The following is a 24787-nucleotide window of genomic DNA, read 5'->3' on the forward strand; positions in this document are numbered from 1 at the left end:
CATAGCGAACCACCTCGCCCTTGACCATGCCCTTGAAGTGCTCCTTCACCTTCTCGGGGGTGACCTTCTCCTTGAGCAGGTCGTAGTCCTTGGGGTCGTAGGCGATGAGGGAGATGTTGGAGATGTTGCCCTTGTCGCCGGTACGGGAGTGTGCAATATCCCAGAGTTTCATAGCAAATGCTTCCTTTCTGTCCCAGTATCAGACGGTGAAGATCTCGGCCTCGGGCTTGACGTCGTAGCGGCTCACCAGAATGGAGGCCACGGAGACGATGTCGCGGGTGCGCTTGACAGCGCCGCAGCCGCCGGCGGGGCCGTTGGTGTACAGGGCCTCCACCTCATTGCCAATGATGTCAGCCTCAGCCTTGGTCTTGGCGCGGCCGGCCACCCGCACCCGCACCTCGCTGGGCTCCTGGTTGTACTGGTAGTCGGGGTTCCAGTACAGGCTGTTGCAGCCGATCAGGTCGAACTTCAGCTCCTCGAACACGTTGGGGGCCACCAGCTCCAGCCGCTCCTTCAGGATGTCCAGGGCCAGCTTGCCCCGGGCCACGCAGCCGGGGCCGCCGTAGCTGATCTCGCCGTCGCCGATGAAGCAGTCCTTATAGCCGATGGAGCACTTGAAGGTCTCGGTGCGGGGCTTGCCGGTGATGCCCTCCACCTTCACCATATCCTTGCCGATCTCGGTAAACTTGATCTGCTTGCAGTCGGCCACCACGTCGGGAGTCAGGTAGTTCTCAGGATCATGGATCTCGTAGCAGATCTGCTCGGAGCAGGTCTCCACGGTGACCTTGCCGCCGGCCTCAGGCACCTTGGTGACGAAGAAGGAGCCGTCCTCGGACACCTCAATGATGGGGAAGCCCAGGTGGCCGACGCCGGGCACGTCCTTCTTGCCGGGCTCGGCGAAGTAGCCGCCGGTGACCTGGCCGCCGCACTCCAGCAGGTGGCCCATGATGGTGCCCTTGCCCAGCTTGTCCCAGTCCTCCAGGGACCAGCCGAACTCGTGGATCATGGGGGCCATGAAGATGGCGGGGTCGGCCACACGGCCGGTGATTACCACGTCGGCGCCCATATCCAGGGCCTTCAGGATACCTTCCACGCCCATGTAGGCGTTGGCGGACACGATCTCGCCGCCCAGCTCCTTCAGGGGCTTGTGGTTCTCCCATACCTCGGTATCCATGTACTTGTCGATGACGGGCAACAGGTCGTCGCCGGTGACGCAGGCGATCTTCATGCCGGTCAGACCGTGCTTGCGGGCGATTTCCACGCACTTCTGAGCAGCGGCCTGGGGGTTGGCGGAACCCATGTTGGTGATGAGCTTCACCTTGTGCTGCCAGCACAGGGGAAGGGCCTTCTCCATGCGGTGCTCCAGCAGGCCGTTGTAGCCCTTGGCGGGGTCCTTCAGCTTGGCCTGCTGGCCGATAGCGATGGTGCGCTCGGCCAGGCACTCGTAGCTGATGTAGTCCAGATTGCCCTTCTCGATGAGCTCCAGAGAGGGCTCCAGGCGGTCGCCGGCATAGCCGGCGCCGCTGCCAATGCGGATGGTTTTCATAGAATGACTTCCTTTCTACGCAAACAGATGAATGGATGAGGAAAGATTACAGGGCGATGGCGCCGGTGATGAAGGCCACAGCCACCATCACCAGGGAGACCAGCCAGGCCAGGGGAATGGTCTTCTTCTGATGCTCGCCCAGATCTACGCCGGACAGACCCACCAGCAGGAAGGTGGAGGCGGTGAGGGGAGAGATGGGGAAGCCCACGGTCATCTGGCCCAGAATGGCAGCGCGGCCCACATCGGCGCCCACAATGCCGAAGCCCTGAGCGGTGGTGGCCAGTACGGGCAGCACGCCATAGTAGAAGGAGTCGGGGTCAAAGAGCAGGGAAGCGGGCATGGCGATGATGCCGATGATGAGGGGGAAGAACTGACCCATGGAGTCGGGGATGATGGCCACCAGGGCGGTAGACATCTCGGAGATCATGCCGGTGCCCTGCATGATGCCGGTAAAGCAGCCGGCGGCAAAGAGCACGGAGCACATCATGAGGGCTTCCTTGGCGTGGGCGTCCACACGGGCCTTGGAGTCCTTCACGCGGGGGTAGTTGATGACGGTGGCCAGCACGTAGAACACCATGAACACCACAGCGGGAGCAAAGCCGGAGAACAGCAGGGAGATGATGGCAGCGATGATGAGGACGATGTTCACCCAGAACAGGTGGGGCCGCAGCAGGGCCTTCTGCTCGTCGGTGAGCTCCTGCTCGGTATGACCCACAGCCTGGAGAGCCACGGCGCCGATGCGCTTCTTTTCGCGGCTGCCCAGGAAGGCGGCGATGAGCAGCACACACACCATACCGGCCAGCACAGCGGGCAGGACAGGCATAAAGAACTCGGTGACGGTGGCCTCGGTGCCCTCCATGGTGGCCAGAGCGGTGTGGGCGCGGATGGTGGGTCCGCCCCAGGGCAGGATATTCATGGTGCCGGCGGACAGGGCCACGATGGTGGCCAGGGTGGTGCGGCGCATACCCAGCGCGTCATACAGGGGGAGCAGGGCGGGCACGCAGATCAGGAAGGTGACAGCGCCGGAGCCGTCCAGGTGCACGATGGCGGCCAGCACAGCGGTGCCGATGCCGATCTTGATGGGATCGGTGCCCACCAGGTTCAGGATGCCCTTGATGATGGGACGGAAGGTGCCGGCATCGGTGAGAATGCCGAAGAACAGGATGGAGAAGATGAACATAACGCCGGTGGCGGCCACCGAGCCGATGCCCTTGGAGCCGGTGATCATACCGCCCAGGGACTTGAAGTTGGCCACAAAGTCAACGACGCCCTGTGTGCCCTCCGGGGCACCCTCGGGAACCACGGCCATAAAGAAACAGGCGATGATGCCGGTGACCACAGGAACCACAATCAGGGCCACCAGGGGGGATGCCTTCTTGGTCATGATGAGCACCAGCATGATCACAACCGTCAGGAATCCCAGGATTGCTAAAGGTGACATGAACGATACCTCCTCTTGATTTCGACGGCCCTCTCTCCGACCGCCGTTGCCTCTGGATAAAGCAAGACATGTGCCAAATGCGGAATAAAGGCGAAAAAAAGGGGGAAGCCCTTGCGGCACAGTGCCTTTCTTGCTTTGCTGCGCCAGAGGAAGGGAGATGGGAATTCTAATATTCTGGAAATCAGGAGGGGATGGCGGAGAGAGAAGGGACGCTCAGAGGAGACCGCTCAACGCATTCTAATATTCTGGAACAACATTCCAGTATTTTAGAATTCTACTTGCCGAGCTTATTGTAGAGGCTGGCCAGGGAGATGCCCAGCTGGGCGGCAGTGCGCTTTTTTCCCTCCAGAGAGGTGCCGTTTTTCTCCAGCAGGTTGAGAATGACCCGCTTTTCAAAGGCGCGGGTCCGCTGGGCCAGGGTGAGACCCACGTCCTCCTGCTGGTGGACCAGGTCGCTGGGAAGGGCCTCCTGATTGATCACCCCGGAGGGGGTGAGGTAGGCGGAGAACTCCAGCACATTGCGCAGCTCCCGCACGTTGCCCGGCCAGCTGTGGGCCTGAAGCCGGGCGATGGCATCCTCGGTGAGGCGGAAGGGACGGCGCAGCTTGTGGGAGAAATCCTCCAGAATGGCCTGGGCCAGGGCGGGGATGTCCCCCGGCCGCTCCCGCAGAGGGGGAATATGGAGGGGGAAGGTGCTCAGCCGGTAGTACAGGTCCTTGCGGAACTTGCCGGCGGCCACATAGGCGGGCAGGTCGGCGTTGCAGGCGGCGATGACCCGCACGTCCACCGCCACCTCTTTCAGGCCGCCCACGGGGCGGATGGTGTGCTCCTGAAGGACCCGCAGCAGCTTGGCCTGGAGCCCCACGTCCATCTCGGAGATCTCGTCCAGAAAGAGGGTGCCGCCGGAGGCCGCCTCGAAGAGGCCCATCTTGCCGCCCCGCTTGGCGCCGGTAAAAGCCCCCTCGGCGTAGCCGAAGAGCTCCGATTCCAGCATATTGGCGTTGAAGTTGGAGCAGTTGATGGCTACAAAGACCCCGTCCCGGCGGGAGCTGGCGTTGTGGATGGCCTGGGCGTACAGCTCCTTGCCGGTACCGCTCTCGCTCTCCAGCAGCACGGTGGCGTCGGTGACGGCGATGCGCTGGGCCAGATCCTTCACCCGGGCTACCGCCGGGGTCACCGCCACAATATCGTCAAAGGTGTACCGGGCGCCGTTGGCCTTGCTGATGCTGCGCAGCACCTGCCGGCTCCGGGCCTCCACCGCCTCCAGCTCCTCTCTGGTCTGGTAGGCGTCCTCCAGAAAGGTGACTACGCTGAGCCCCCCCACCAGGGTGTCCCCCTCATAGATGGGGTAGAGGTTGACGAAGTAGAAGTCCTTGATCTCCTGACGGGTGATGTGGAGGATGGGCTTGCCCGCCTCCAGCACATCGGGCAGCCGGGCGCCCGGGCGCAGATCCCGCAGACGGCGGCCTTCAATGGGACCTACGTCCCCGCCCGCGTCTTTTTTCAGAAATTCCTGGTAAGCCTTGTTGCCGAAAACGATGCAGCCCTCGGTATCGATGATGGTGATGCCCTCCCGCATGGCGTCGAAGGCGGCTCGGGCGGCGGCGTTGAGTTCCATAGCTGTACCTCCCAGGTTTTGTTACTGTAAATTATACCCGGTTTGTCAATCGGGGGGAAGAAAAAGAGGGGACGCTCCAAGTTAGAGCGCCCCCCGGAAGGGAAAGGAAGTAATCAGGAGAGATCGGCGGCGGAGAAATTCATCAGGATCTGCGCCACCTCGGCCCGGGTGGCGGAGCCCTGAGGATTGAGGGTATTGCCGCCAACGCCGTTGATGATGCTCTTCATGGTGCACCAGCACATCGCTTCATAGGCCCAGTCGGACACCTGATCGGCATCGGCATAGTCCAGAGGGAAGGCCCAGGCACCCTGGAACCCGCCGCCGGTGTGCTGCACATAGCGGTACAGGATGGTGGCCAGCTGCTCGCGGGTCACGGTGTCGTCGGGGGCAAACACGGTGTCGCTGTAGCCCTTGACAATACCGTTCTCGCTGGCCCAGGCCACGGCGTCGGTGTACCAGCTGTCGGCGGCCACATCGGAGAAGGCCGGGGCGGCATCAGGCTCCGGGGAACCGGCCAGCCGCCACAGGATGGTGACGACCATGGCCCGGTTGGTGGTCATGAGGGGGGAGAAGGCGGTCCCGGCGGTGCCGTCCATCAGGCCGTTGTCAAAGACGTACGCCACCGCGTCGTAGAACCAGTCGTTCACCGACACGTCGGTGAACGGCAGAGAGCTGCTCTCTGCCGTAAAGGTCGCCTGAACGACCACGGCGGAAGCGGGCATGGTAAAGGTGTACTTGCCGTCGCCCTTGTCGGTGAGCTTGATCTCGCTGCCCTTCTTGTCGGTGACGGTGAGGGTGTCCAGCGCGTAACTCTCGTCGGGCTTCACGGTCAGGGTGACGGTGAGGCCCTTGGAAGCGCGGGTACGGCTGGAAGTCACAGTGCCGTTGTCGGCCTTGTCCACGGTGATGGCGTAGGAGGTGGAGATAATGATGCTTCCGGTATCTTCCAGCGCCAGCTTGGCGGCGTACAGGTCCTTGGCGGCCTGATCGATGACCGCCTGAGCGGCCAGGGCGGTTTCCTCGGTGTCAAAGCTCTGGCTGCCCGCGTTGGCCACGGTCTGGGCGGCGGTCAGGGCGTTCTGCAGGATGGCCCAGCTATAGGAGGTGTAGTCCTCCTCCTTAAGTCCGGACAGGTCGGCAATCAGAGCCTCCAGACCGGTGACGGAGGTGGCGTAGGTGTAACCCGCCTCGGTGATGACCTGGCGGTAGAACTGGAAGGGGACAGCCTCGGTGCTGACATAGTGCTGTGTGGTGCTGTTTTCATGAGCCAGGTAGAGAGTCTGGTCCTCCACCACACGGCTGACGGTATAGGAACCGGCGGAGCCGTCCACAGAGGTAATAATCAGAACCTGCTTCTCATCGGTGACAGGTACCCTGCTGCCCGCGCTGGTGGCAGCGTTCAGGTTGAGGTAGCGTTCATCAGCCTCGCAGCTCTGGACGGTGTAACCAGTTTCAGCGTCGCCGGTAACGGTCCAGGTCTGACGGGTGGCGGCGTAGGTGCTGTCCAGCTTCAGCAGACCGTCGGAGGCGGAACCGGTCACATGATCGCTGGTGGTGCTGTCGCTGGCGTGGTACAGGATTCGGTTGCTGCCGCTGTGGAAGATGGCATACACCGCGCCGGAGTCCATGCCGTCGGTGTCCAGTTCATAGGTGGTGGAAGCCTCGTGATAGGTGTCCTCCACCTCGTCGGTGTACCGGTTGGGCAGGACCACGCCGTCCTCTCCCTGGATCGCCACGTCGGCGGAGGCGGTGCGGGTGATGCCGCTGGAGGTAACAGAGGCGGTGATGGTGGCAGTGCCGGAAGTGACGGCGGTAATCACGCCACCGTCCACGGTGGCCACATCGGGGTTGCTGGAGGTCCAGCTTACCTCTCCATCAACAGGGGTATAGGTGGGGGTGAGGGTGGCGGTTTCGCCCACCTTCAGATCCACCACGGTCTGCTCCAGGGAGATGGAGGGCAGATCGTCCACGCTGCCAACCAGGTGCCAGCCGTCGCCCAGCAGGTCGGTGACGGTGAGGGTGGTATAGCCGATGGTGTTGGTATCGGGGGCGTACTCGTAGAGTAGGCCAAAGACGTCCAGCTCAGACAGTTGGGTCACGCAGGAGTAGGCGTAGGTGCCGTTGCCGGTATAGCGGGTCTCGTCGTCGTTAAGCCACTGGACGGTGTTGCTCTCGTCCACATAGCCGATGCGCACCACGCCCTGGGAGCGCTGGACCACCGGGTAGGAGGCCAGGATCAGATGATTGTAGAGGGTGTTGTCCGGCCCCACCAGGATGCCGTCCAGGTTGATGAAGGAGACCATGCAGCCGTTGCCCGGGTTCTGGCTGTATAGATCCATGTCCTTCTGGCAGGTGCCCCAGGTGACGCCGCCGTCGGTGGAGTCGGCATAGCTGATGTAGTTGACGGTGTTGCGGGAGTACATCCGCAGGGTGCCGTCGGGCAGCAGAACCACCTGGGACTCGCTGGTCTTGCCCACGCCGTTCAGGTCGCCGTTGTGCTGGCCACGGGTCCAGGTCTTACCGCCGTCGTCGGAGTAGATGACGCTGGCAAGCTCGTTGCCGGTGGCGTTGTCGTACAGGGGGAACACCAGCCGCTCTTTGCCCTCATACTGGAAGGACAGACCGCGGCCGGGGCACACGCCGGTAAAGGCCTCATTTTCAGCCAGCTTGATGTCCAGGAACTGGGGATCACCCCACTCCAGGCCGGTTTCGGTGACGGTGGCGGAGCGGTGCATGATGTAGAACACAGGATAGGCCTTCCACTCCGAGTTGCGGTAGAACAGGTTGCTCTGCACCGCGCTGGAACTCTGGAGCTGGAGGCACAGGTCGGGGGTGATGACGCCGTCCTCTTCCACATATACGTTCAGCCAGGCATCCACCCAGACGCCGCTCTGGCTGTTGTCCTCAGCCTTGCAGATGGGATAGAGGGTGATGGTCTCGCCATTGACAGACTGCTTCACGCCGGCCTCAGCGTTGTTGATGTCGGCATAATAAGTGTAATCGGCCACAGCAGTGGAGGCATCCCCGCCGGCGGTACCGTAGGTCACCAACAGGCGGCCCTTATCGTCAAAGCCGGAGCTGTTCCAGCCCATCTTGTTGCCGCCCATCAGGCCCACATAGGAGGGGCAGGCGTCCACCACCATATGGACGGTGCCGTCCTCAGCCTGGAGGATGGAAGGGTCAATGAAGGAGGCGCTGGCCTGGCCGGTAGCGTTGTCAGCCATGTCGTCATAGTAGTTGACCACTTCCCAGTCCCAGGTCTGGCCGCCATCCTTGGAGACGCTGACGATGGTGTCCAGATTCTGAGGGGAGTCGCCGGAGGTGCGCCAGCGGATGTCAGAGGCCGCCACAATCCAGCCGTTATCCAGGGTAATGAGGGCGGGGATGCGGAAGTGCTGGCTGTCGGTGTCCTCCTTCACAAAGGGCTGGCCACTGCTGGTACCGGAGTCGGCACCGGGGGCCATGTCGGGCTCCACCTCGGTCTGCTTGAAGAAGCGCAGACCGTAGCCGGTGCTGCTGGTCAGGAAGGCGCCGTTATTGGAGGCGTCAAAGAAGAGGTGGTTTTCGCCAGAGGACATGGTGTACAGCCCGGTCTCCCCGTTAAAGTTGATGGTCAAAACCACCGCCTCGGTGGAGGTGGCGAAGTTGGAAGTGCTGGCCTGGGATAGATCCAGATAGTAGCCGCTGTCCACGCTTTGGACGGTGTAGCCGCCCTCCACGGCGGTGATGGTCCACAGCTGGCGGGAGGCGTCAAAGCCGCCGTTGAGAGCCAGCTCATCGCCAGAGACCGAAGCGGTGACCTTGTCGGTCTTACCGGTGCCGGTGTGGTAGAGGATGCGGTTGCTGCCGCCGGCATCGTCCTCATTGGTGTAAATGGCGTACACCGCGCCCGAGTCCACTCCGTCGGTGTCTTGGACATAGGCGGTGGCAGTGGGCAGGGCAGCCAGAGCCGCCGGCATGAGCCCGGCCAGCAGGCAGAGACTCACAAACAGCGACAACAGGCGTTTCCAGGTGTGTTTCATTTTGATCCTTCCTTTCATTTCATCTTGTCAAATGGCATGGAGCGGCAGTTGACGCCCGACAGACGTCAAAGGTTGGAAATATTATACCATGGAGGAAAATATTTTTCATTGCACGGAAATGCAAAAAAATTTTTTTAAATATTGGCTAAAATGTATAGGGAGTTTTTGGGGAGGTGGAAAAAATACAGCTATTTTGATGAATAAAGGGAGTTGAAACAGAAGCATACAGCGGAAAAAACCCACGCCCCCGACTCGGCATCTGCCGAGTCGGGGGCGTGGGTTCAAATGAGACGGATCACTGGGCCAGGGTCTGGCAGAAGCGGGCCAGAATCACAGCGGCCTGGGCCCGGGTGGCGGAACCGGCGGGAGAGAGGGTGGTCCCGCTGGTACCGGTGATGAGGCCGGAGCCCACCGCCCACTCCATGGCGTCGGCGGCATAGGCGGACACCTGAGCGGCGTCGGAGTAGCCGTCCAGATCAGCCTGGGCGGACAGGTCGTAGCCCTTGTAGCGGGCATACCGATAGAGGATGGCGGCCATCTGCTCCCGGGTGATGGTATCATCGGGGCCGAAGCTGCCGTTGGAGTAGCCGGTGACAATGCCGTTGGCACTGGCCCAGGCCACACCGTCGGAGTACCACTGGCCAGAGGCCACATCTGCAAAGGACGCGCTGCCGGTGACGGCGGGGCTGCCCTCCAGGCGGTAGAGGATGGTGACGATCATGGCGCGGCTGGTGGTCAGGTCGGGGGAGAACCGGCCCTCGCCGGTGCCGCCCATCAGGCCCTGCTCATAGACATAGGCCACGCTGTCATAGTACCAGCTGCCGGAGACCACGTCGGTAAAGGGCAGGCCGGTGTCCACAGGGGTGTCGCCCTTCACAAAGGAGGCGGACACCGTGACGGCGGAGGCAGGCATGGTGAAGGTGTACTTGCCGCTGCCCTTGTCGGTGAGCTTCACCGCATTGCTGTTCTTGTCGGTGACGGTAAGGGTGTCCAGCTTGTAGCCCTCGCTGGCCTTGGCGGTCAGGGTGATGGTCAGGCCCTTGTTGGCCCGGGTACGGCTGGCGGTAACGGAGCCGCCGGTGCTCTCCTTGACGTTGATGGCATAGGAGGTGGTGCCTGCGGCGGCGCCCTCTTCGTCGGCGGAGGGATAGGTGGTCTCCGTGTTGTCGGAGGCAATCAGCTTCAGGTCAATGGCCTTCTCCACAGTAAAGGTGGTGGCGCCGTCGGTGGAGGAGATGGTGCCCAGAGTGAGGGAGCCGTCGTCGGACAGCACGCCGGACTTGGCGGTGGCATACACCGTCACGCTGGCGCCGTTCTGCTTGGCAGTGACATAGACGCCGGTACGGCCGGCCAGGGTCTGGTCAGCAGCGAAGCCGTAGGAGGCGTCCTGGTCGGACAGAGTAAAGGTGGCCTGAAGGCTCTGGCAGTCAGAGGGCAGGCCGGAAAAGCCCACGGTCTGGGTGGCGGCGGGCTCCTGAGAGGAGACCACCAGCCGGAGCCCGCCGGCGGCAGCCGCCCCGGGAATGAGGGCGGCTGCCATCAGGCAGAGGGTCAGGAAAAACAGGGAAAGTTTACGCAACGGTTTCATCCTTTCATTCAGCTCAAGTCGCTTTTCAGCTCGATGACGGGCAGGGACACCTGGTCCTCGTCATCGCCGCCGTCGGGGAAGCTGAGCCACAGAGTCTGGCTGGTGAGGCGCTTGCTGTCAGCGCTATTGGGATCGTCGGTGCGGTAGAAGTTGGCCCGGATCTCCAGGGGATAGGGATCGGTGACGTGGCTCTGGGCGTTGAGTGCGGCCTCCGCCTCCATGTCGGGCACGAAGATGAAGAAGCCGTCGCTGGTATCGCTCACCGCGCCATCGGCGGGGATCTCGGCCAGCAGGTAGAGCTCGCCCTGCATGGCCCGCTCAATGGTGGTCACTGCACCGGCTTCGGGGGTGGTGCTGTACCGGGCTTCGATCTCCACATAATTGTACACGGGGTCACCACGGTAGGTGCCCAGGATTACCAGGGTACCGGCGGGAATGTCCTCGTAGGCATCCTTGAGGATGCCCACAGTGGCGCCCTCGTAGAAGTCCACCCGGTCGCCGGGGTAGTCCAGCAGGGCCAGGTCGGCGTCGGCGGGGATGCCGGTGATCTCCACTACGGCGGCATCATAGGTCCAGATACGGGTGTCCTCGGGGCCCACGCCGGGCTTGTTGAAGTAGGCCACCACAGTTTCCTCAGACATGGTGCCGGTCTTGGCGGTGGTCCAAGCCTCCGCCTCGGCGTCAGCCTTCACCTTCACGGTGTAGCTGCCGGACAGGTCGGTGCCGGTCACCTTGATGCCGGTGACGGGGACGGACGCGCCGCCCTTCATGGTGATGGTAATAGTGCCGTCCTCGCTCCGGGCCAGGTCGTACAGATCGGTGCTGATGGTCTTGTCGTAGGCCACCCGGACCTCGTTGCTCTTGGCCTGGGTACCCGCGTTGCCCAGCTTGTCCACGGGCACCACGGTGTAGGTGTAGGTCAGGTTGTTGGCGGCCCCCAGGTCGTCCACATAGGTGGTCTCGGTGGTAAAGGCGATGGGGGTGCCGTTGCGGCGGATCTCATAGCCCAGAATCTTGCCGCTGTCGGTGTGGCTGATGGTCAGGGTCACCTTGGACTCGTTGACAGAGGCGGTAACAGAGGCGGTGCCCTCGGCGGCGCTGCCGCTCTGGAGCCGGTAGGTGCGGGAGGCGTCGTTCAGGTACCAGATGGCACGCTCCTCGGCGGGGTAGTCGTTCAGGATGTTCTTGACGCCGTCGCTGAGGGTCATGCCCCAGCGGGTGAAGAACTCGGTCAGATCCCGGTTGGCCACCTGAGAGGCGATGAGGGCCACACGCTCGTCGTAGGAGTAGCCGCTGTAGGCGCCCGACTTCCAGGCCTTAAAGAAGGCGTTGTAGAAGGCCAGGGGCTGATCGGCCTCATCGTAGGCCAGGTGGAGCTGCCAGTACATACCCAGCTGCACGAACACGTTGTTGGCGGAGCCGGGGCGGCCCTGGGCCACCTTGTCAAAAATCTGGGCCCAGCGCCCGTCCTGAGTGAGGCGGGTGCTCACGGTCATGGCGGAGCCGTCCCAGGCCTGGAGGGCCAGGGAGTAGATGTTGTTGGTGCACTCGGCCCGGCCCAGCTTGTCCATGTTGTGGCCGATCTCGTGGGCGATGCCCCAGCCGAACAGGCCGTTGGCCTGACCGGCGCCGGTAGCGGAGGTGGGCTTGCCCTGGACCAGGGCGGAGGTGGAGTTGTACTCCACACCCACATGGTTGCCGGCGGCATACATGAAGGCTCCGGCGAACATACGCATATAGCGGATGTTCTGGCGGGTGGTCATGGGGTAGGTGTAGCCGGACAGGGTGGCGTCAGAGGAGATGATACCCTGAACCTTGTTGGCGATAAAGAGCTCTTTCTCCCAGGCCAGAATGTTCTGATACATGGTCTCCACCATGGCGTCCTCATCGTTGCCCACGCCCTTCAGGCCGGAGAGGACCTGATCGGCGGGGAGGGAGAGAAGCACGCTGGGGGTAGAGATCTCGGTGGCATTGCGGATGTCGGTGGTCAGCTTGGCGCCGGACAGGCCGGACACATAGGCCTCCAGATCCTGGACATAGGTCCGGATGGCGCCCTTGCGGGCGGATTCATCCATGGTGTACCAGTTGGACAGCTCCAGCACGGGCATGGAGAACACGTTGCTGTCTCCGCGAACCTGGAGCTTGATCTGCTCGGGATGGCTGCCGCTGTAGGTCAGGTAGAGCACGCCGCCACGGGTGTCGGTGAGGGAGCCGATCTTTGCCACGGTGATGTAGTTGCGGCCGTTCTTCAGGGCCACGGGGGTGCCCTTCCACACGCCGGACTCACCGTAGAACTGGGTGGGCACCACATAGACGGTGGCGTCGTCAGGCAGTTCGGCGTAGATGGCCACGACGGAGCCTGCCCGGGCGGTGACGCCCAGAGGCTGCAGGTCGCTGGCAGTCTGGCCGGCGGCCTGATCGGCGGCAGCGGAAGTGCTGCGGCTCTGGAAGTCGTTCTTCACCACGCCCAGCGCGTCGCTGTTGTGCTCCAGCAGAGCCTGAGCCAGGTCCAGCTCATCCTGAAGCCGGGAGCGGTCCAGATAGAAGCTGCCCAGGGCGTTGAGACGGTCCTGCAGATGGGTGATGGTCTCCTGCTGCACCGTACTCTTCAGCGCGGTGAAGGTGCCGTCGGTAAAGAGGCCGGCGATGCCGCTGACCAGATTTTCGCTCTCATAGAAGGCGATCTCCGAAACGCTGACACGGGGGCCGCCGGCCTTCTCACCCAGAGCCAGGGTAACGCTCTTGACGTTTTTGGTCTCGGGGAAGGAGAGAATGTAGTAGTTGCTGCCGGTGATGTTGACGCCGTCCCGGTAATAGGTAGCCAGCACCTGGCCGTCCTCCCCCTTCAGGGTGACGGTGTAATTGGCGATGCGGTTTTTATAGGTGGCGTCCAGATAGGGGACCACCAGCAGATAGTTCATATCGTGGGTGGTCTTAAAGGTGTAGGTGATGTTGCTGTTCTGGGTATAGGTAGCGGCGATCCAGTAGGTATTGGGATCGTTGTCGGTGAGATCGGTGGTCACATCGAAGTTGGGGCACAGCTGCCGGTTCACGTTGGAGGGGTCCTGCATAACGATGGAGGTGATCTCCCCGTTGTCGATGCGCCCGTCGGTGGGCAGCTGAGGCAGGTCAAAGCCCTCCTTCTTGGGGGTGCCAGCGGCGGTGGCAGAGAAGGGACCGGTACCGTGGAGGTTGCCTGCCTTGACGGCCACCTCATAGACGGTGCCGTTGGTCAGCCCGGTGATGACCGCGCTGGTGGCGGTGGTGCTGCCGCCCCAGGCCACGAACTCCGATGCGCCCTGCTCCCGATAGAACACCTGATAATAGGTGGCGTCCTTGGTATTGCCCCAGTTCAGACGCAGCGCGCTGTCGGCGGTCGCCACCGTCAGGTTGGAGGGGGCGCCGGGGACGCTGGCGGGCAGGGGAGTGGCGGACAGAATGGCGGAGGGGGTGCCGCTCCAGTCGCCGCTGACGGCGGTGACCTGGAAGTAATAGGTGGTGTTGTTCTTCAGGTCGGAGAGGGTGATGCGGCTGGTACCGGCTCCGGCGCTGCTGCTCAGGGCATTCTTGCTGGTGCCGTAGTTGACGGTGTAGCCGGTGACGTTGGGCAGGCTGTCCCACACCAGAGTAACTTCGCCGTCGCTCACGGTGGCGGCCAGACCCTTGACCTGGGTGTCGGCCACAGCGTCCTCGGACACGATGTCCTTGAGGAACTCGATCTGGGTGACGGTGGCGAACTCCGGCTTGCCGTCCTGGCCCTCCACCTTGGTGACGGTGATGGTGACCTTCTTGACCGGGACCTTTTTGCCCAGATCGATGGTCACCACATTCTGACCGGCCACACGGCTGATGGCGTGGACCCCTTCGGGGGCGGAGGCGTCAAAGGGAATGATCAGAATTTCGCCGTCCTCGGTCTCCACGGTAGCGGTACCGGCCTGGATGGCGCCGTCCACGCTGGGAGAGGAGATGGAGATCTCGCTCATGGTAACGGCGTCCTCAAAGGCGATGGGGATGGACAGCTCCTCGGATTCGTCCGCAGGCTTGAGGGTGACGGCGGTCTCCCCGGTGAACAGGTCGGCAGCGGAACCCTCGGTGAAGGTCACGGCGCTCTCGTCCACGGTGGGGGACACGATGGCGGTGGTGGACAGGATGCGGGGCTCGGCCTACAGATCCATCATCTTGTTGACATAAGACAGGTCGGTCACGTCCACCACCCCGTCGCCGTTGAGGTCGTATGTGTCCAGGGCGCTTGTCTTGCCCAGCTGCTCGTCCAGGGCGGCCCGGTCGGCGCTGGTCACCGCGCCGTCGCCGGTCACATCGCCCAGGGAGAAGGAGCCGTCGGCGGTGCTCATCAGCACGTGCTGGGAGTAGTCCCGGAGGGTCACCGGGGTGGTGCAGGAGGCGTAGCCGGTGCCGGTGACCGTCATGGTGTACTCGCCCACGGGCAGGCCGGAGACGACGGCGGTATAGGCGCCCAGCTGCTGCTCGGTGGTCAGGGGAGCGCCCTGGGTGTTCAGGGCCTCGGTGGTGACGGACAGGCCGTCGGCGCCGGTGGCGGAACCGTCTTTCAGGGAGACGGTGATGTTCTTGTCGCTGCCCGTCAGGGTGAGCCGGATGTCCCGGCTCTTCACCTCATCCGCCCGCTGGGGCAGATCGAAGCTCAGGGTAAGGGCAATGGAGCCTGTGGCAGTCTGCTCCGTACGGAGGGTAAGGCTCTCCTGGGGGCTGGCCGCAGCGGCAGCTGGAAGCCAGGCAGTACAGGGACCTACCATCATAGCCAGACTGAGCAGGCCGGAGATGACGCGACGTGGATGCATCAAAGTGGTCAACCTTCCTTTCTTATGGTACAGATCATAATAAGTGTCAGGTACAATAAAGAACCGAATAGTTATATGGAACCGGTCATTTATTGACATAACGCGGAAATTATACCCGAAGGTACCCCCTTCTTCAAGGGTAAAATGGAAATTGGAAGATCTTTGTCAGACCCGGTAAAAAGAACTGTAAACCTACTTGTTTTATATGATTTTGCACAAAGAAAAGAACGGCTGCCACGGGGGAGGGGGCGTCTCTTTGGCGGGAAAGGGATGATGAAATTTCATACTTTTCTTTTTTCTAAAAGATTTTATACTAAAGTTATCCTAACCGCGGGGCTGCTTGTGCCAACCTTGCGTACGTCGGATCAATCGTAAGAAGGAGCGAAGAGAATGGAACAGAAGAAAAAGTCCCTTGCCAGTCGGATTCCATCAAAGGTCTGGCTGCTCATCTCTTTTGCGGTGGCCATGCTGGTTTGGTACATCATGTCCATCATTCCCCAGACGTCCCGCGCTTTCCCCAACGTGGTGGTGACCATTCAGGGTCTCATGACCATGGTGGAGCGCGGCGTGTTCTGGCAGGACCTGAGCAGCAGCTTGATCTCCGTGGCAATGGGTTACGCCATTGGCTTTGTCATCGCCCTGCCCGTGGCCATCCTGATGGCCTGGTATGTGCCGGTGCGCAACATCCTGGAGCCCTGGATTCAGTTCATCCGTAACATCCCCCCTCTGGCCTATGTGCCTCTGATCGTCATCTGCGCTGGCGTGGGCCGGCTGCCCCAGGTGATCGTGATTACCATCGCCTGCTTCCTCATCATGTGCGTGACCATCTATCAGGGCGTGATCAACGTGGATGAGACCCTCATCAAGGCCGCCCGGGTTCTGGGCGCCACCGACCGGGACATCTTCGTCCGGGTTATTACCCCCGCCACCCTGCCCTTCATCCTCACCGCTGTCCGGCTGGGTGCTTCCGTCGCTCTGACCACCCTGATCGCAGCCGAATCCACCGGCGCTATGGCTGGCCTGGGTATGCGTATCCGGTCTCTGAACAACAGCTTTGACGCGGCCCCCATGCTGGCCTACGTCATCATCATCGGCATCATCGGTATCACTCTTGAAAAAATCATCAAATTCTTGGAAAGGAAGCTGACGGGATGGCAGGAGAAGAGAGAAATCTGATCGTCAAGATCGATAACGTCCGCAAGGTATACAATACCCGCAACGGCGAGATGGTAGCCCTGAACGGGGTGGACCTGGACATCTATGAGAACGAATTCATCTGCGTGGTAGGCCCCTCCGGTTGTGGTAAGTCTACCCTGCTCAACATCATCGCCGGCCTCCACGAGGCCACTTCCGGCGCTGTCTACTGCAAAGGCAAGAAGGTCACCGGCACCGGCACCGAGCGCGGCGTGGTCTTCCAGCAGTACGCCCTGTTCCCCTGGCTCACCGTGAAGAAGAACGTTATGTTCGCTCTGGAGATGAAGGGCATCAAGGGCAAAGAGGCCGAGGATCTGGCCATGAAGTACCTGGAGAAGGTGGATCTGACCAAGTTTGCCGACCACTATCCCAAGGAGCTGTCCGGCGGCATGAAGCAGCGCGTGGCCATCGCTCGCGCCTACGCCGCTGACCCCGAGGTGCTGCTGATGGACGAGCCCTTCGGCGCCCTGGACGCCCAGACCCGTACCCAGCTGCAGACCGAGCTGCTGGAGACCTGGGAGAAGGACCGCAAGACCTGCTTCTTCATCACCCACGATGTGGAGGAGGCCATCATCCTGGCCCAGAAGGTCATCATCATGTCCGCCCGTCCCGGCCGCATCAAGTCCATCATTGACATCGACATCCCCTATCCCCGTACCCAGGAGACCAAGATGACTCCTCGCTTCCTGGAGCTGAAGAACGAGATCTGGAGCCAGGTGTACCAGGAGTATCTGGAGGTCCGTAAGTAATCAGGTTGGAACGGCACTGGCCGTTGCAATAGAGGAAAAGAACCCCAAACTATTAAATAGGAGGAAATGAACGTGAAGAAGTTTCTTGCCATGCTCCTGACCGTGGCCATGCTGGGCGGCGCTCTGGCTGCCTGCGGCGGCGGCGACACCACCAGCACCCCCTCCGGCAACACCGGCACTCCCGCCGGCAACTCCGAGACCCCCACTGTTGAGACTGTTGACATCAATGTGGGCTATATGCCCAACTACGGCGGCCTGTGGAGCCTGATGACCGCCAAGGAGAAGGGCTTCTTTGAGGAAGAGGGCCTGAACGTCACCATGACCCAGTTCGAGGACGGCCCCACCATCATCGCCGCCATGGAGAACGGCTCCGTGAACTTCGGCTACATCGGCCAGGGCGCTCATAAGCTGTGCGTCCAGGGCAACGCCACCATCATCGCTCTGTCCCACATCTCCAACGGCGATGCCCTCATCGGCGGCCCTGGCATCAGCACTGTTGAGGACCTGAAGGGTAAGGTCGTGGCCTACTCCTCCGGCACCTCCAGCGAGGATATCCTGCGCAACGCTCTGGCTGCTCACAACATGACCATGGATGACATCCAGGCCATGGACATGGACGCTCCCTCCATCGTGACTGCTATGATGTCCGGCGGCGTGGACGCCTGCGCCACCTGGTCCCCCAACAGCCTGACCATCCTGGAGGGCATGGAGGGCACCACCAAGCTGGCTGACAACATGACCTTCTCCGACACCACCGTGTCCCTGGCCAGCTGGATCGCCACCCCCAAGTACCTGGAAGAGAACCGCGACGTGACCGTTCGCTTTGTCCGCGCTCTGATGAAGGCTATGGATTACGCTGCTGACGGCAACTACGAAGAGGTTGCTCAGTGGTGCGCCACTCAGGCCGCTCTGGACTATGACACCATGTACAATCAGCGCGGCGACGCCGACTGGCTCACCGGCAAGGAAGTGGTGGACGGCGTGGCCGACGGCACCGTCAAGGGCTACTACGAGCTGCAGCAGAAGAACCTGCTGGACGGCGGCTCCATCACCGAAGATGATGTCTGCCCCGTGGAAGATTACGTGGACTTCGATCTGATGACCGAGGCCGGCAACTACTAATGTGACCCCAGGAGGGGCGGCGGCGGAACACCGCCGCCGCCCCTTTCCCGCGTAAACAGATTCTTTACAAAGCCGGAGTGAGCGGATACAATAGCACCGGAAACCACAACTGGAGGAGGACAAGTTATGCTTCTGTTGTTGGCCGTGGGGCTGCTCATCGGCTCCATTCTGGTGCTGTGCGTCAAAAAGAACCTGGAGTCCCTGCTGCTGGTAGGACTGTGCCTGAGCCTTACGGTCTATTTCGTGGGGCTGATGGTCTTTATCGCCAAGAAGGGCGGCCTGTCCCAGGAGGTCATGAACTTCCTGTTTTTCAACCAGAAGATTCGCATCTGGGTGCAGTACCGCTTTATTACCCTGGGACAGCTGGGCTACATTGTGGCCCTGGGCCGCTATCTGTTCCCGCTGTTCCTGCTGGAGATGGCCTTCCAGTATTCCATGCTCTCCGCCCTGCGGAAGGCGCCGTTGGTCCGGAAGCTGGTGCTGGTGCTGCCTATTGTTTCCCTGGTGCTCTATTACCCCAGTGTGTATCGGAGCCTGGTGATCAGGTTCCCGGTGTTCAAGGATATCCTGGTCCAGTTCTCCTACATCTGGATCATGTGCTATGTGGCGCTGGCGGTAGGCCTGCTGGTTGTGGAATATTGCTCCACCACCATGCATTTTTCCCGGCGGAAGTTTCTGCCCATCGTCATCTCTCTGGTGGCGCTGGCCACTCTGTATGTGATATACTGCGGCCAGGACCCGGGGCAGATCTACCGGTTCTACAGCTATGACTACACCTGGATCAAAGGTGTGGGCTACCTCCAGTTTGCCCTCAGCGTAGGGGGCTATGTGGTGCTGGTGGTAGTCAACCTGGTGTGCGGTATCCTGGGCCTGGGCAGCCTGCTGCGTTACACCCAGACCAGCTTTGTATCCGACCGGGATGAGGTGGTGCTGGAGCGCAAATTCGATGTGGCCCGCACCGGCGCCTCGGTCTTTGTCCACAGCATCAAGAACCAGCTGCTGGCCAACCGGGTACTCTACAAGCGCATCCGGGCGGAGCTGCAGAAGGAGGAGCCAGACCTGGACAAGGTGCGGGGCTGCGCCGACAGCCTGTTTGACAACAATGAGCTGCTCATTAGCCGCTCGGAGGAACTCTACCGCACGGTCAAGGCCAAATCGGTACGCCTGGTGCCGGTGACCTTGGGCCGCCTGGAGGAGATCACCCTGGACCGGTTCCGCAAGAAGTATCCCGATGGCCGGGTCAGGGCGCTGATGGACCGGGAGGTTCAGGTGCTGGCCGACGAAAATTATCTGAGCGAGGCCCTGTATAACCTGCTCACCAACGCCTGGGAGGCCACCATCGGATATGAGGAGGCCAGACCGGTGGAGCTGGTAAGCCACCAGGAGCGGCTGTATACCGTCCTGGAGGTCAAGGACCACGGGCCGGGCATCAAGGCGGAGGAGTTCAAACATATCTTTGAGCCCTTCTATTCCAGTAAGAACAGCAATTTCAACTGGGGCATGGGATTGTACCATGTCCGTACCATCGTGCGCAGCCACCTGGGTTCCCTGCGGGTGGAGAACCGGCCGGAGGGAGGAGCTTCCTTCTTCATTCTGCTGCCCCGCTATGGTACCGTCCAGCCGAGGCAGGGAGGAAAAAAGCATGATACGCATTTTGGTCGCAGAGGACTTTGAGCTGATCCGGGAGGATCTGTGCGATGTCCTCAACCAACAGGAAGATATGACCGTGGTGGGCAGCGCCGCCAGCGGAAAGGAGATCGAGGCCCTGGCCCTGGAGACCGACTTCGATCTCGTTCTTATGGATATTGAGATGGAGACCACTACCGCCGGCATCCAGGCCACCGAGCACATCCTGGAGAAAAAGCCGGAGGCCAAGGTCCTCTTCCTCACCGCCCACGAGACCGACAACATGATCCTCACCTCCATGGGCGCGGGGGCGGTGGATTACATCGTCAAGGGCTGCGAGGACGCCGAGCTGCTCCAGCACATCCGCAGCGCCTATGCCGGCCAGGCCATGCTGGACGGCAAGATCCAGAACCTGCTGCTCAAGGAGTATTCCCGCCTGCGTACCTCAGAGCGGTCCCTGCTTTTCTTCATCAGCACAGTCTCCCAGCTCACCGCCGCCGAGCGGGATCTGGTGCGGCTGCTGCTGGAGGACAAGAAGATCAAGGAGATCGCCGCGGAGCGGTGTGTGGAGGTCGTCACCGTCAAGACTCAGATCAAGAGCCTGCTGCGGAAGTTCGGCTGCACCCGGACCAAGGAGATCGTGGATACCATCCGGGAATTGAACGTAACCCATCTGTTTTAAGCATTGACATACCGTCATAGAAAGGAAGATCCACATGGACTATTATCACATTTCCGCCCAGGACCTGGGCAAGGATGCCAAGATTCCCGTCGTTAAGCTGGGGGACTCCGGCGAGGTGTTCTATGAGATCGCCATGGAGATGATCAACACCATCAAGGCTCACAACGAGAAGGGCGAAAAGACCGTCTTTATCTGCCCCGTGGGTCCTGTGGGCCAGTATCCCATCTTTGTTCGCCTGGTGAACCGGGACCGGATCAGCCTGAAGAACTGCTGGTTCATCAACATGGACGAGTATCTCAATGACGACGACACCTACATCGACAAGGAGAGCCCCCTGTCCTTCCGTGGCTTCATGGAGCGCACCGTGTACACCAAGATCGACGAGGAGCTGCTGATGCCCCCCGAGCAGCGGGTGTTCCCCAACCCCGCCGACCCCGGCTATGTGGATCGCCTGATCGAGGAGCTGGGCGGCGTGGATATCGCCTTCGGCGGCATCGGCATCAACGGCCATCTGGCCTTCAACGAGTCCCGTGAGGACATGACCGCCGAGGAGTTTGCCGCTCAGGGCACCCGGGCCCTGTCCCTGAATCCCGAGACCCGCACCGCCAACGCCATCGGCGACCGCTGCGGCGCCATCGATGCCATGCCCCACCGTGCCGTCACCATCGGCATCAAGCAGATCCTGGGCGCCCGCAAGGTCCGTCTGGGCGTGTTCCGCGAGTGGCACCGCTCCGTGGTCCGTCAGGCCGCCTACGGCGAGGTGACCGCTCACTTCCCCGCCAGCCTGCTGCAGAACCACCCAGACGCCATCATCTTCACCAATGCCCTGGCCGCCGGCCAGCCCTTCTGAGGTATCTTATGAAACGAACCCTCTTTACCAATGGCAAGGTCTATGTAGACGGCCAGTTCCAGGACACCGACCTGCTGGTGCAGGACGGCCGGGTAGCCGGTTTCTCCGGCAAGGCCGATGAGGTGGTGGACCTGGGCGGCAAGCTGCTGGTCCCCGGTTTCCTGGACCTGCACACCCACGGCGGCGACGGCGTGGACGTGAATGCCGCCACCGCCGGGGATCTGGCCAAGATCGGCCGGTTCTTCGCCAAGAACGGCACCACCGGCTGGTTGTGTTCCATCCTCACCGATACGCCGGAGCAGACCCTGTGGTGCATTGACCAGGCCAAAGCCGCCATGGCGGCTCCCATCACCGGAGCTCAGCTTATGGGCATCCATCTGGAGGGCCCCTTCCTTTGCTCTGCTTACAAAGGCGCTATGCCAGAGCATCTGCTGCGGAAGGGTGATCCTGCCCTGTTCCGGCAGTATCAGCAGGCCGCCGAGGGCGCTGTCCGGTATATCACCGTCTCTCCCGAGGTGGAGGGCGTGGTGGATATGATCCGGGAGATCTCCGGCCACACCACCGTGGCCATCGGCCACTCGGGGGCCGACTACGAGACCTCCTGTGCCGCCATTGACGCGGGAGCCGCCTGCTGCACCCACACCTTCAACGCTATGGGTCTGTTCCACCAGCACCGTCCCGGTATTATGGGCGCGGTCCTGGAGCGCCCCGTGTGCTGCGAGGCCATCTGCGACGGCCGCCACCTGCATCCCGGCTCTGTCCGGATGCTCCTGGCCTGCAAGGGCTGGGACAAGGTCGTAGCGGTCACCGACTCCATCCAGGCCGCCGGTCTGCCCGACGGACACTATAAGCTGGGCGTCAACGACGTGGTGGTGGAGGATGGCGACGCCAAGCTGGCCTCCAACGGCGTCCGGGCCGGTTCTACCCTGACTACCGGTCAGGCCCTGAAGAACCTGGTGAAGTTCACCGGGGAGAGCGTGGAAAAGGTGCTCCCCCTGCTGACTGCAAATCCTGCCCGCCTCATCGGTATGGACCACCGGAAGGGCTCCATCGCCCCCGGCAAGGACGCCGATCTGGTGGTTCTGGACCAAGATCTGAATGTAACTGCAACCTATGTGGCCGGCGTCAACGTATACGCCGGAGAGAATTAAGGAGGAAATTACTATGCCGCTGGTACCCCTGAGACCTTTGATGGAAGCCGCTGAGAAGTATAACTACGCCCAGGGCGCTTTTAACGTGAACGCCGTGGCCCAGGCCAAGGCCGTCATCGAGATGCACGAGACCTTCCGGTCCCCCGCCATTCTGCAGGGCGCCGACCTGGCCAACGCCTTCATGGGCGGCCGTGTGGACTTTGCCAACGGCACCCTGGAGGACAAGAAGAAGGGCGCCCGCAACATCGCCAACGCCGTGAAGAAGTACGGTGAGAACTCCCCCATCCCCGTGGTGCTCCACCTGGACCACGGCAAGAACTTCGACTCCTGCGTGGCTGCCATCGAGGGCGGTTACACCTCCGTCATGATCGACGGCTCCTCTCTGCCTCTGGAGCAGAACATCGAGCTGACCCGCGAGGTGGTCAAGTATGCCCACGCCCGCGGCGTGTCCGTTGAGGGCGAGCTGGGTGTGCTGGGCGGCCAGGAGGACCACGTGTTCGCCGCCACCTCCACCTACACCAACCCCCTGGACGCTGTGGAGTTCATCCAGAAGACCGGCGTGGACGCCCTGGCCATCTCCTACGGCACCCAGCACGGCGCCAACAAGGGCAAGGACGCCAAGCTCCGCAAGGAGATCCCCATTGCCATCAAGGAGTGCATCAACCGTCTGGGCATCTTCTGCGCCCTGGTGTCCCACGGCTCCTCCACCGTGCCCCAGTACATCGTCAAGGAGATCAACGACCTGGGCGGCGACATCCAGAACGCTTACGGCATCAACGTGGACGAGCTGATGGCTGCCATCCCCTGCGGCATCCGCAAGATCAACGTGGACACCGACATCCGTCTGGCCGTGACCCGCAACATGAAGGAGCTGTTTGCCCAGAAGCCTGAGCTGCAGAAGAGCCCCTCCATCGGCGGCGTGTACGCCCTGCTGGAGGAGAAGAAGTCCGCCTTCGATCCCCGCGTGTTCTTCCCGCCCATCATGGACACCGTCCTCACCGGCAATGTGCCCGACGACGACGTGGCCCTGCTGATGAGCCGGGTGGAGGCCGGCGTGAAGGAGGCTGTGGGCTCCCTGATCGTCAACTTCGGCTCCTACGGCAAGGCTCCTCTGGTGGAGCAGAAGTCCCTGGAGGACATGATCGCCTTCTACAAGAAGTAAGAACGGCAAGGACGGGCCGATGAAAGATCGGCCCCTACGATCGGCATAAGACGGGCGGGGGCCAGTCCCCCGCCCTGCCTGAGAGAAGGAGCAACTACATGAAGCATCTGTATCTGAATCTGAAGCGGTTCGACGTGCCGGTGGAGTTCGGCGGCGTCAACCGCATCGCCCCCGTGGCTGACTGGGGCAAGTATATCGTGGAGCACACCCAGGAGGGTCTGAAGCACTACGATCCCAACCAGGTGGAGTTCGTCCAGTACTTCCCCGAGGCCCACATCCTGGGCGCTGTGGCTGCCCAGTGTGAGAACAGCCCCGTGCAGGTGGGCTCCCAGAGCGTCTACCGCATGAACACCGCTGTGGGCGGCAACTTCGGCGCCTTCACCACCAACCGTCCCGCTTCCATCGTGAAGGCCATGGGGTGCACCTCCACCATCATCGGCCACTGCGAGGAGCGCAACGACAAGATGGGCGTGCTGGCCGAGGCCGGGGTCACCGACACCGCCGCCGTCAACCGCCTCTTGAACCAGGAGATCAAGCTGGCCATCGAGCAGGGCCTGAGTGTGCTCTACTGCATCGGCGAGAAGAGCGAGGAGCAGGAGCAGTGGCAGCAGGTGCTGGGCGATCAGCTGAAGATCGGCCTGGACGGCGTGGACACCTCCAAGGTGGTCATCGCCTACGAGCCTATCTGGTCCATCGGCCCCGGCAAGACCCCCGCTGGCAAGGAGTATATCACCAAGATCGCCAAGTTTGTCAAGGAGCAGACCGGCGGTCTGGACGTGGTGTACGGCGGCGGCCTGAAGGTGGACAACGCCGAGATGCTGGCCTCCATCGACGAGATTGACGGCGGCCTCATCGCCCTGACCCGGTTCCAGGGTGAGATCGGCTTCTACCCCGACGAGTATCTGGAGATCATCAAGACCTATCTTGGAAAATAAGGAGAGCACACATGAAGCTTGATTTTGAATACGGCCACGGCCTGATGAGCGCTGAGCTGCCCGACAACACCGACGTGTTTATCCCCGGCACCACCGTACCCGACCCTGAGTGCCTGCCCCAGGACTGGGACAGCCTGTACAACGCCACCCTGGAGTCCATCCGCAACCCCATGGGTATGCCTCCTCTGAAGGAGCTGGCCGCTCCCGGCAAGACCGTGGTTTTCGTCATCCCCGACATCGTGAAGGGCGGCTGCCAGCCCACTTCCCACCGGAAGGTGTCCATC

Annotated in this window: 16 protein-coding genes and 1 pseudogene; 10 read left to right on the forward strand and 7 right to left on the reverse strand. The window is 61.8% G+C overall.

The window, feature by feature from the left end:
• Nucleotides 1–199: 199 nt before the first annotated feature.
• The 7 genes from IHN22_RS07415 to IHN22_RS07445 all read right to left on the reverse strand — a co-directional run bounded on the left by IHN22_RS07415 (nt 200) and on the right by IHN22_RS07445 (nt 15032).
• Nucleotides 200–1546 carry an acyclic terpene utilization AtuA family protein gene (locus IHN22_RS07415; protein WP_191434485.1) on the reverse strand — a complete coding sequence of 449 codons (1347 nt, stop codon included), beginning with the start codon at nt 1544–1546 and terminating at the stop codon, nt 200–202.
• A gap of 46 nt (nt 1547–1592) precedes the next feature.
• On the reverse strand, nt 1593–2987 hold the full coding sequence (locus IHN22_RS07420; protein ID WP_087189378.1) for a CitMHS family transporter: 1395 nt from the start codon (nt 2985–2987) through the stop codon (nt 1593–1595).
• 274 nt (nt 2988–3261) lie between these two features.
• Complete coding sequence (locus IHN22_RS07425; protein WP_191434487.1) at nt 3262–4605, reverse strand: sigma-54 interaction domain-containing protein; 1344 nt, start codon at nt 4603–4605, stop codon at nt 3262–3264.
• 113 nt (nt 4606–4718) lie between these two features.
• Complete coding sequence (locus IHN22_RS07430) at nt 4719–8627, reverse strand: S-layer homology domain-containing protein (protein ID WP_191434489.1); 3909 nt, start codon at nt 8625–8627, stop codon at nt 4719–4721.
• Nucleotides 8628–8922: 295 nt separating this feature from the next.
• On the reverse strand, nt 8923–10206 hold the full coding sequence (locus IHN22_RS07435) for an S-layer homology domain-containing protein (RefSeq protein ID WP_191434491.1): 1284 nt from the start codon (nt 10204–10206) through the stop codon (nt 8923–8925).
• Nucleotides 10207–10223: 17 nt separating this feature from the next.
• On the reverse strand, nt 10224–14318 hold the full coding sequence (locus IHN22_RS07440) for a M60 family metallopeptidase (protein ID WP_191434493.1): 4095 nt from the start codon (nt 14316–14318) through the stop codon (nt 10224–10226).
• 60 nt (nt 14319–14378) lie between these two features.
• Nucleotides 14379–15032, reverse strand: coding sequence for a dockerin type I repeat-containing protein (locus IHN22_RS07445; protein ID WP_191434495.1), 654 nt, complete (start codon nt 15030–15032; stop codon nt 14379–14381).
• Between the two features lie 390 nt (nt 15033–15422).
• On the opposite strand from IHN22_RS07445, the gene IHN22_RS07450 reads away from it, so the two are divergent.
• From IHN22_RS07450 to IHN22_RS07495, 10 genes and pseudogenes are all read left to right on the forward strand, one after another.
• A complete protein-coding gene (locus IHN22_RS07450) occupies nt 15423–16208 on the forward strand; it encodes an ABC transporter permease (RefSeq protein ID WP_087189380.1) in 786 nt (261 codons plus the stop codon).
• Nucleotides 16184–16975 carry an ABC transporter ATP-binding protein gene (locus tag IHN22_RS07455; RefSeq protein ID WP_087189381.1) on the forward strand — a complete coding sequence of 264 codons (792 nt, stop codon included), beginning with the start codon at nt 16184–16186 and terminating at the stop codon, nt 16973–16975. The genes IHN22_RS07450 and IHN22_RS07455 overlap by 25 nt, the downstream gene beginning before the upstream one ends.
• Nucleotides 16976–17047: 72 nt before the next feature.
• Entirely contained in the window at nt 17048–18097 is a 1050-nt protein-coding gene (locus IHN22_RS07460; protein WP_300985927.1) for an ABC transporter substrate-binding protein, read from the forward strand.
• 126 nt (nt 18098–18223) lie between these two features.
• On the forward strand, nt 18224–19771 hold the full coding sequence (locus IHN22_RS07465; protein WP_191434499.1) for a sensor histidine kinase: 1548 nt from the start codon (nt 18224–18226) through the stop codon (nt 19769–19771).
• A complete protein-coding gene (locus tag IHN22_RS07470; protein WP_087268896.1) occupies nt 19740–20405 on the forward strand; it encodes a response regulator transcription factor in 666 nt (221 codons plus the stop codon). Before IHN22_RS07465 ends, IHN22_RS07470 begins: the two co-directional genes overlap by 32 nt.
• Nucleotides 20406–20439: 34 nt before the next feature.
• Nucleotides 20440–21255, forward strand: a complete 816-nt coding sequence (locus IHN22_RS07475) for a glucosamine-6-phosphate isomerase (RefSeq protein ID WP_191434501.1) — start codon at nt 20440–20442, stop codon at nt 21253–21255.
• 8 nt (nt 21256–21263) lie between these two features.
• A complete protein-coding gene (gene nagA, locus IHN22_RS07480; protein WP_191434503.1) occupies nt 21264–22406 on the forward strand; it encodes an N-acetylglucosamine-6-phosphate deacetylase in 1143 nt (380 codons plus the stop codon).
• A 13-nt stretch (nt 22407–22419) separates the two neighbouring features.
• Nucleotides 22420–23568, forward strand: coding sequence for a class II fructose-bisphosphate aldolase (locus IHN22_RS07485; RefSeq protein ID WP_191434505.1), 1149 nt, complete (start codon nt 22420–22422; stop codon nt 23566–23568).
• A gap of 98 nt (nt 23569–23666) precedes the next feature.
• Entirely contained in the window at nt 23667–24503 is an 837-nt protein-coding gene (locus tag IHN22_RS07490; protein ID WP_087400505.1) for a triose-phosphate isomerase, read from the forward strand.
• A gap of 11 nt (nt 24504–24514) precedes the next feature.
• A pseudogene (locus IHN22_RS07495) lies at nt 24515–24787 on the forward strand (hypothetical protein); the annotation flags it as partial.

Origin of the sequence: Flavonifractor sp. An112, from assembly GCF_904377885.1 — a bacterium.
Classification (GTDB): Bacteria; Bacillota; Clostridia; order Oscillospirales; family Oscillospiraceae; genus Flavonifractor; species Flavonifractor avicola.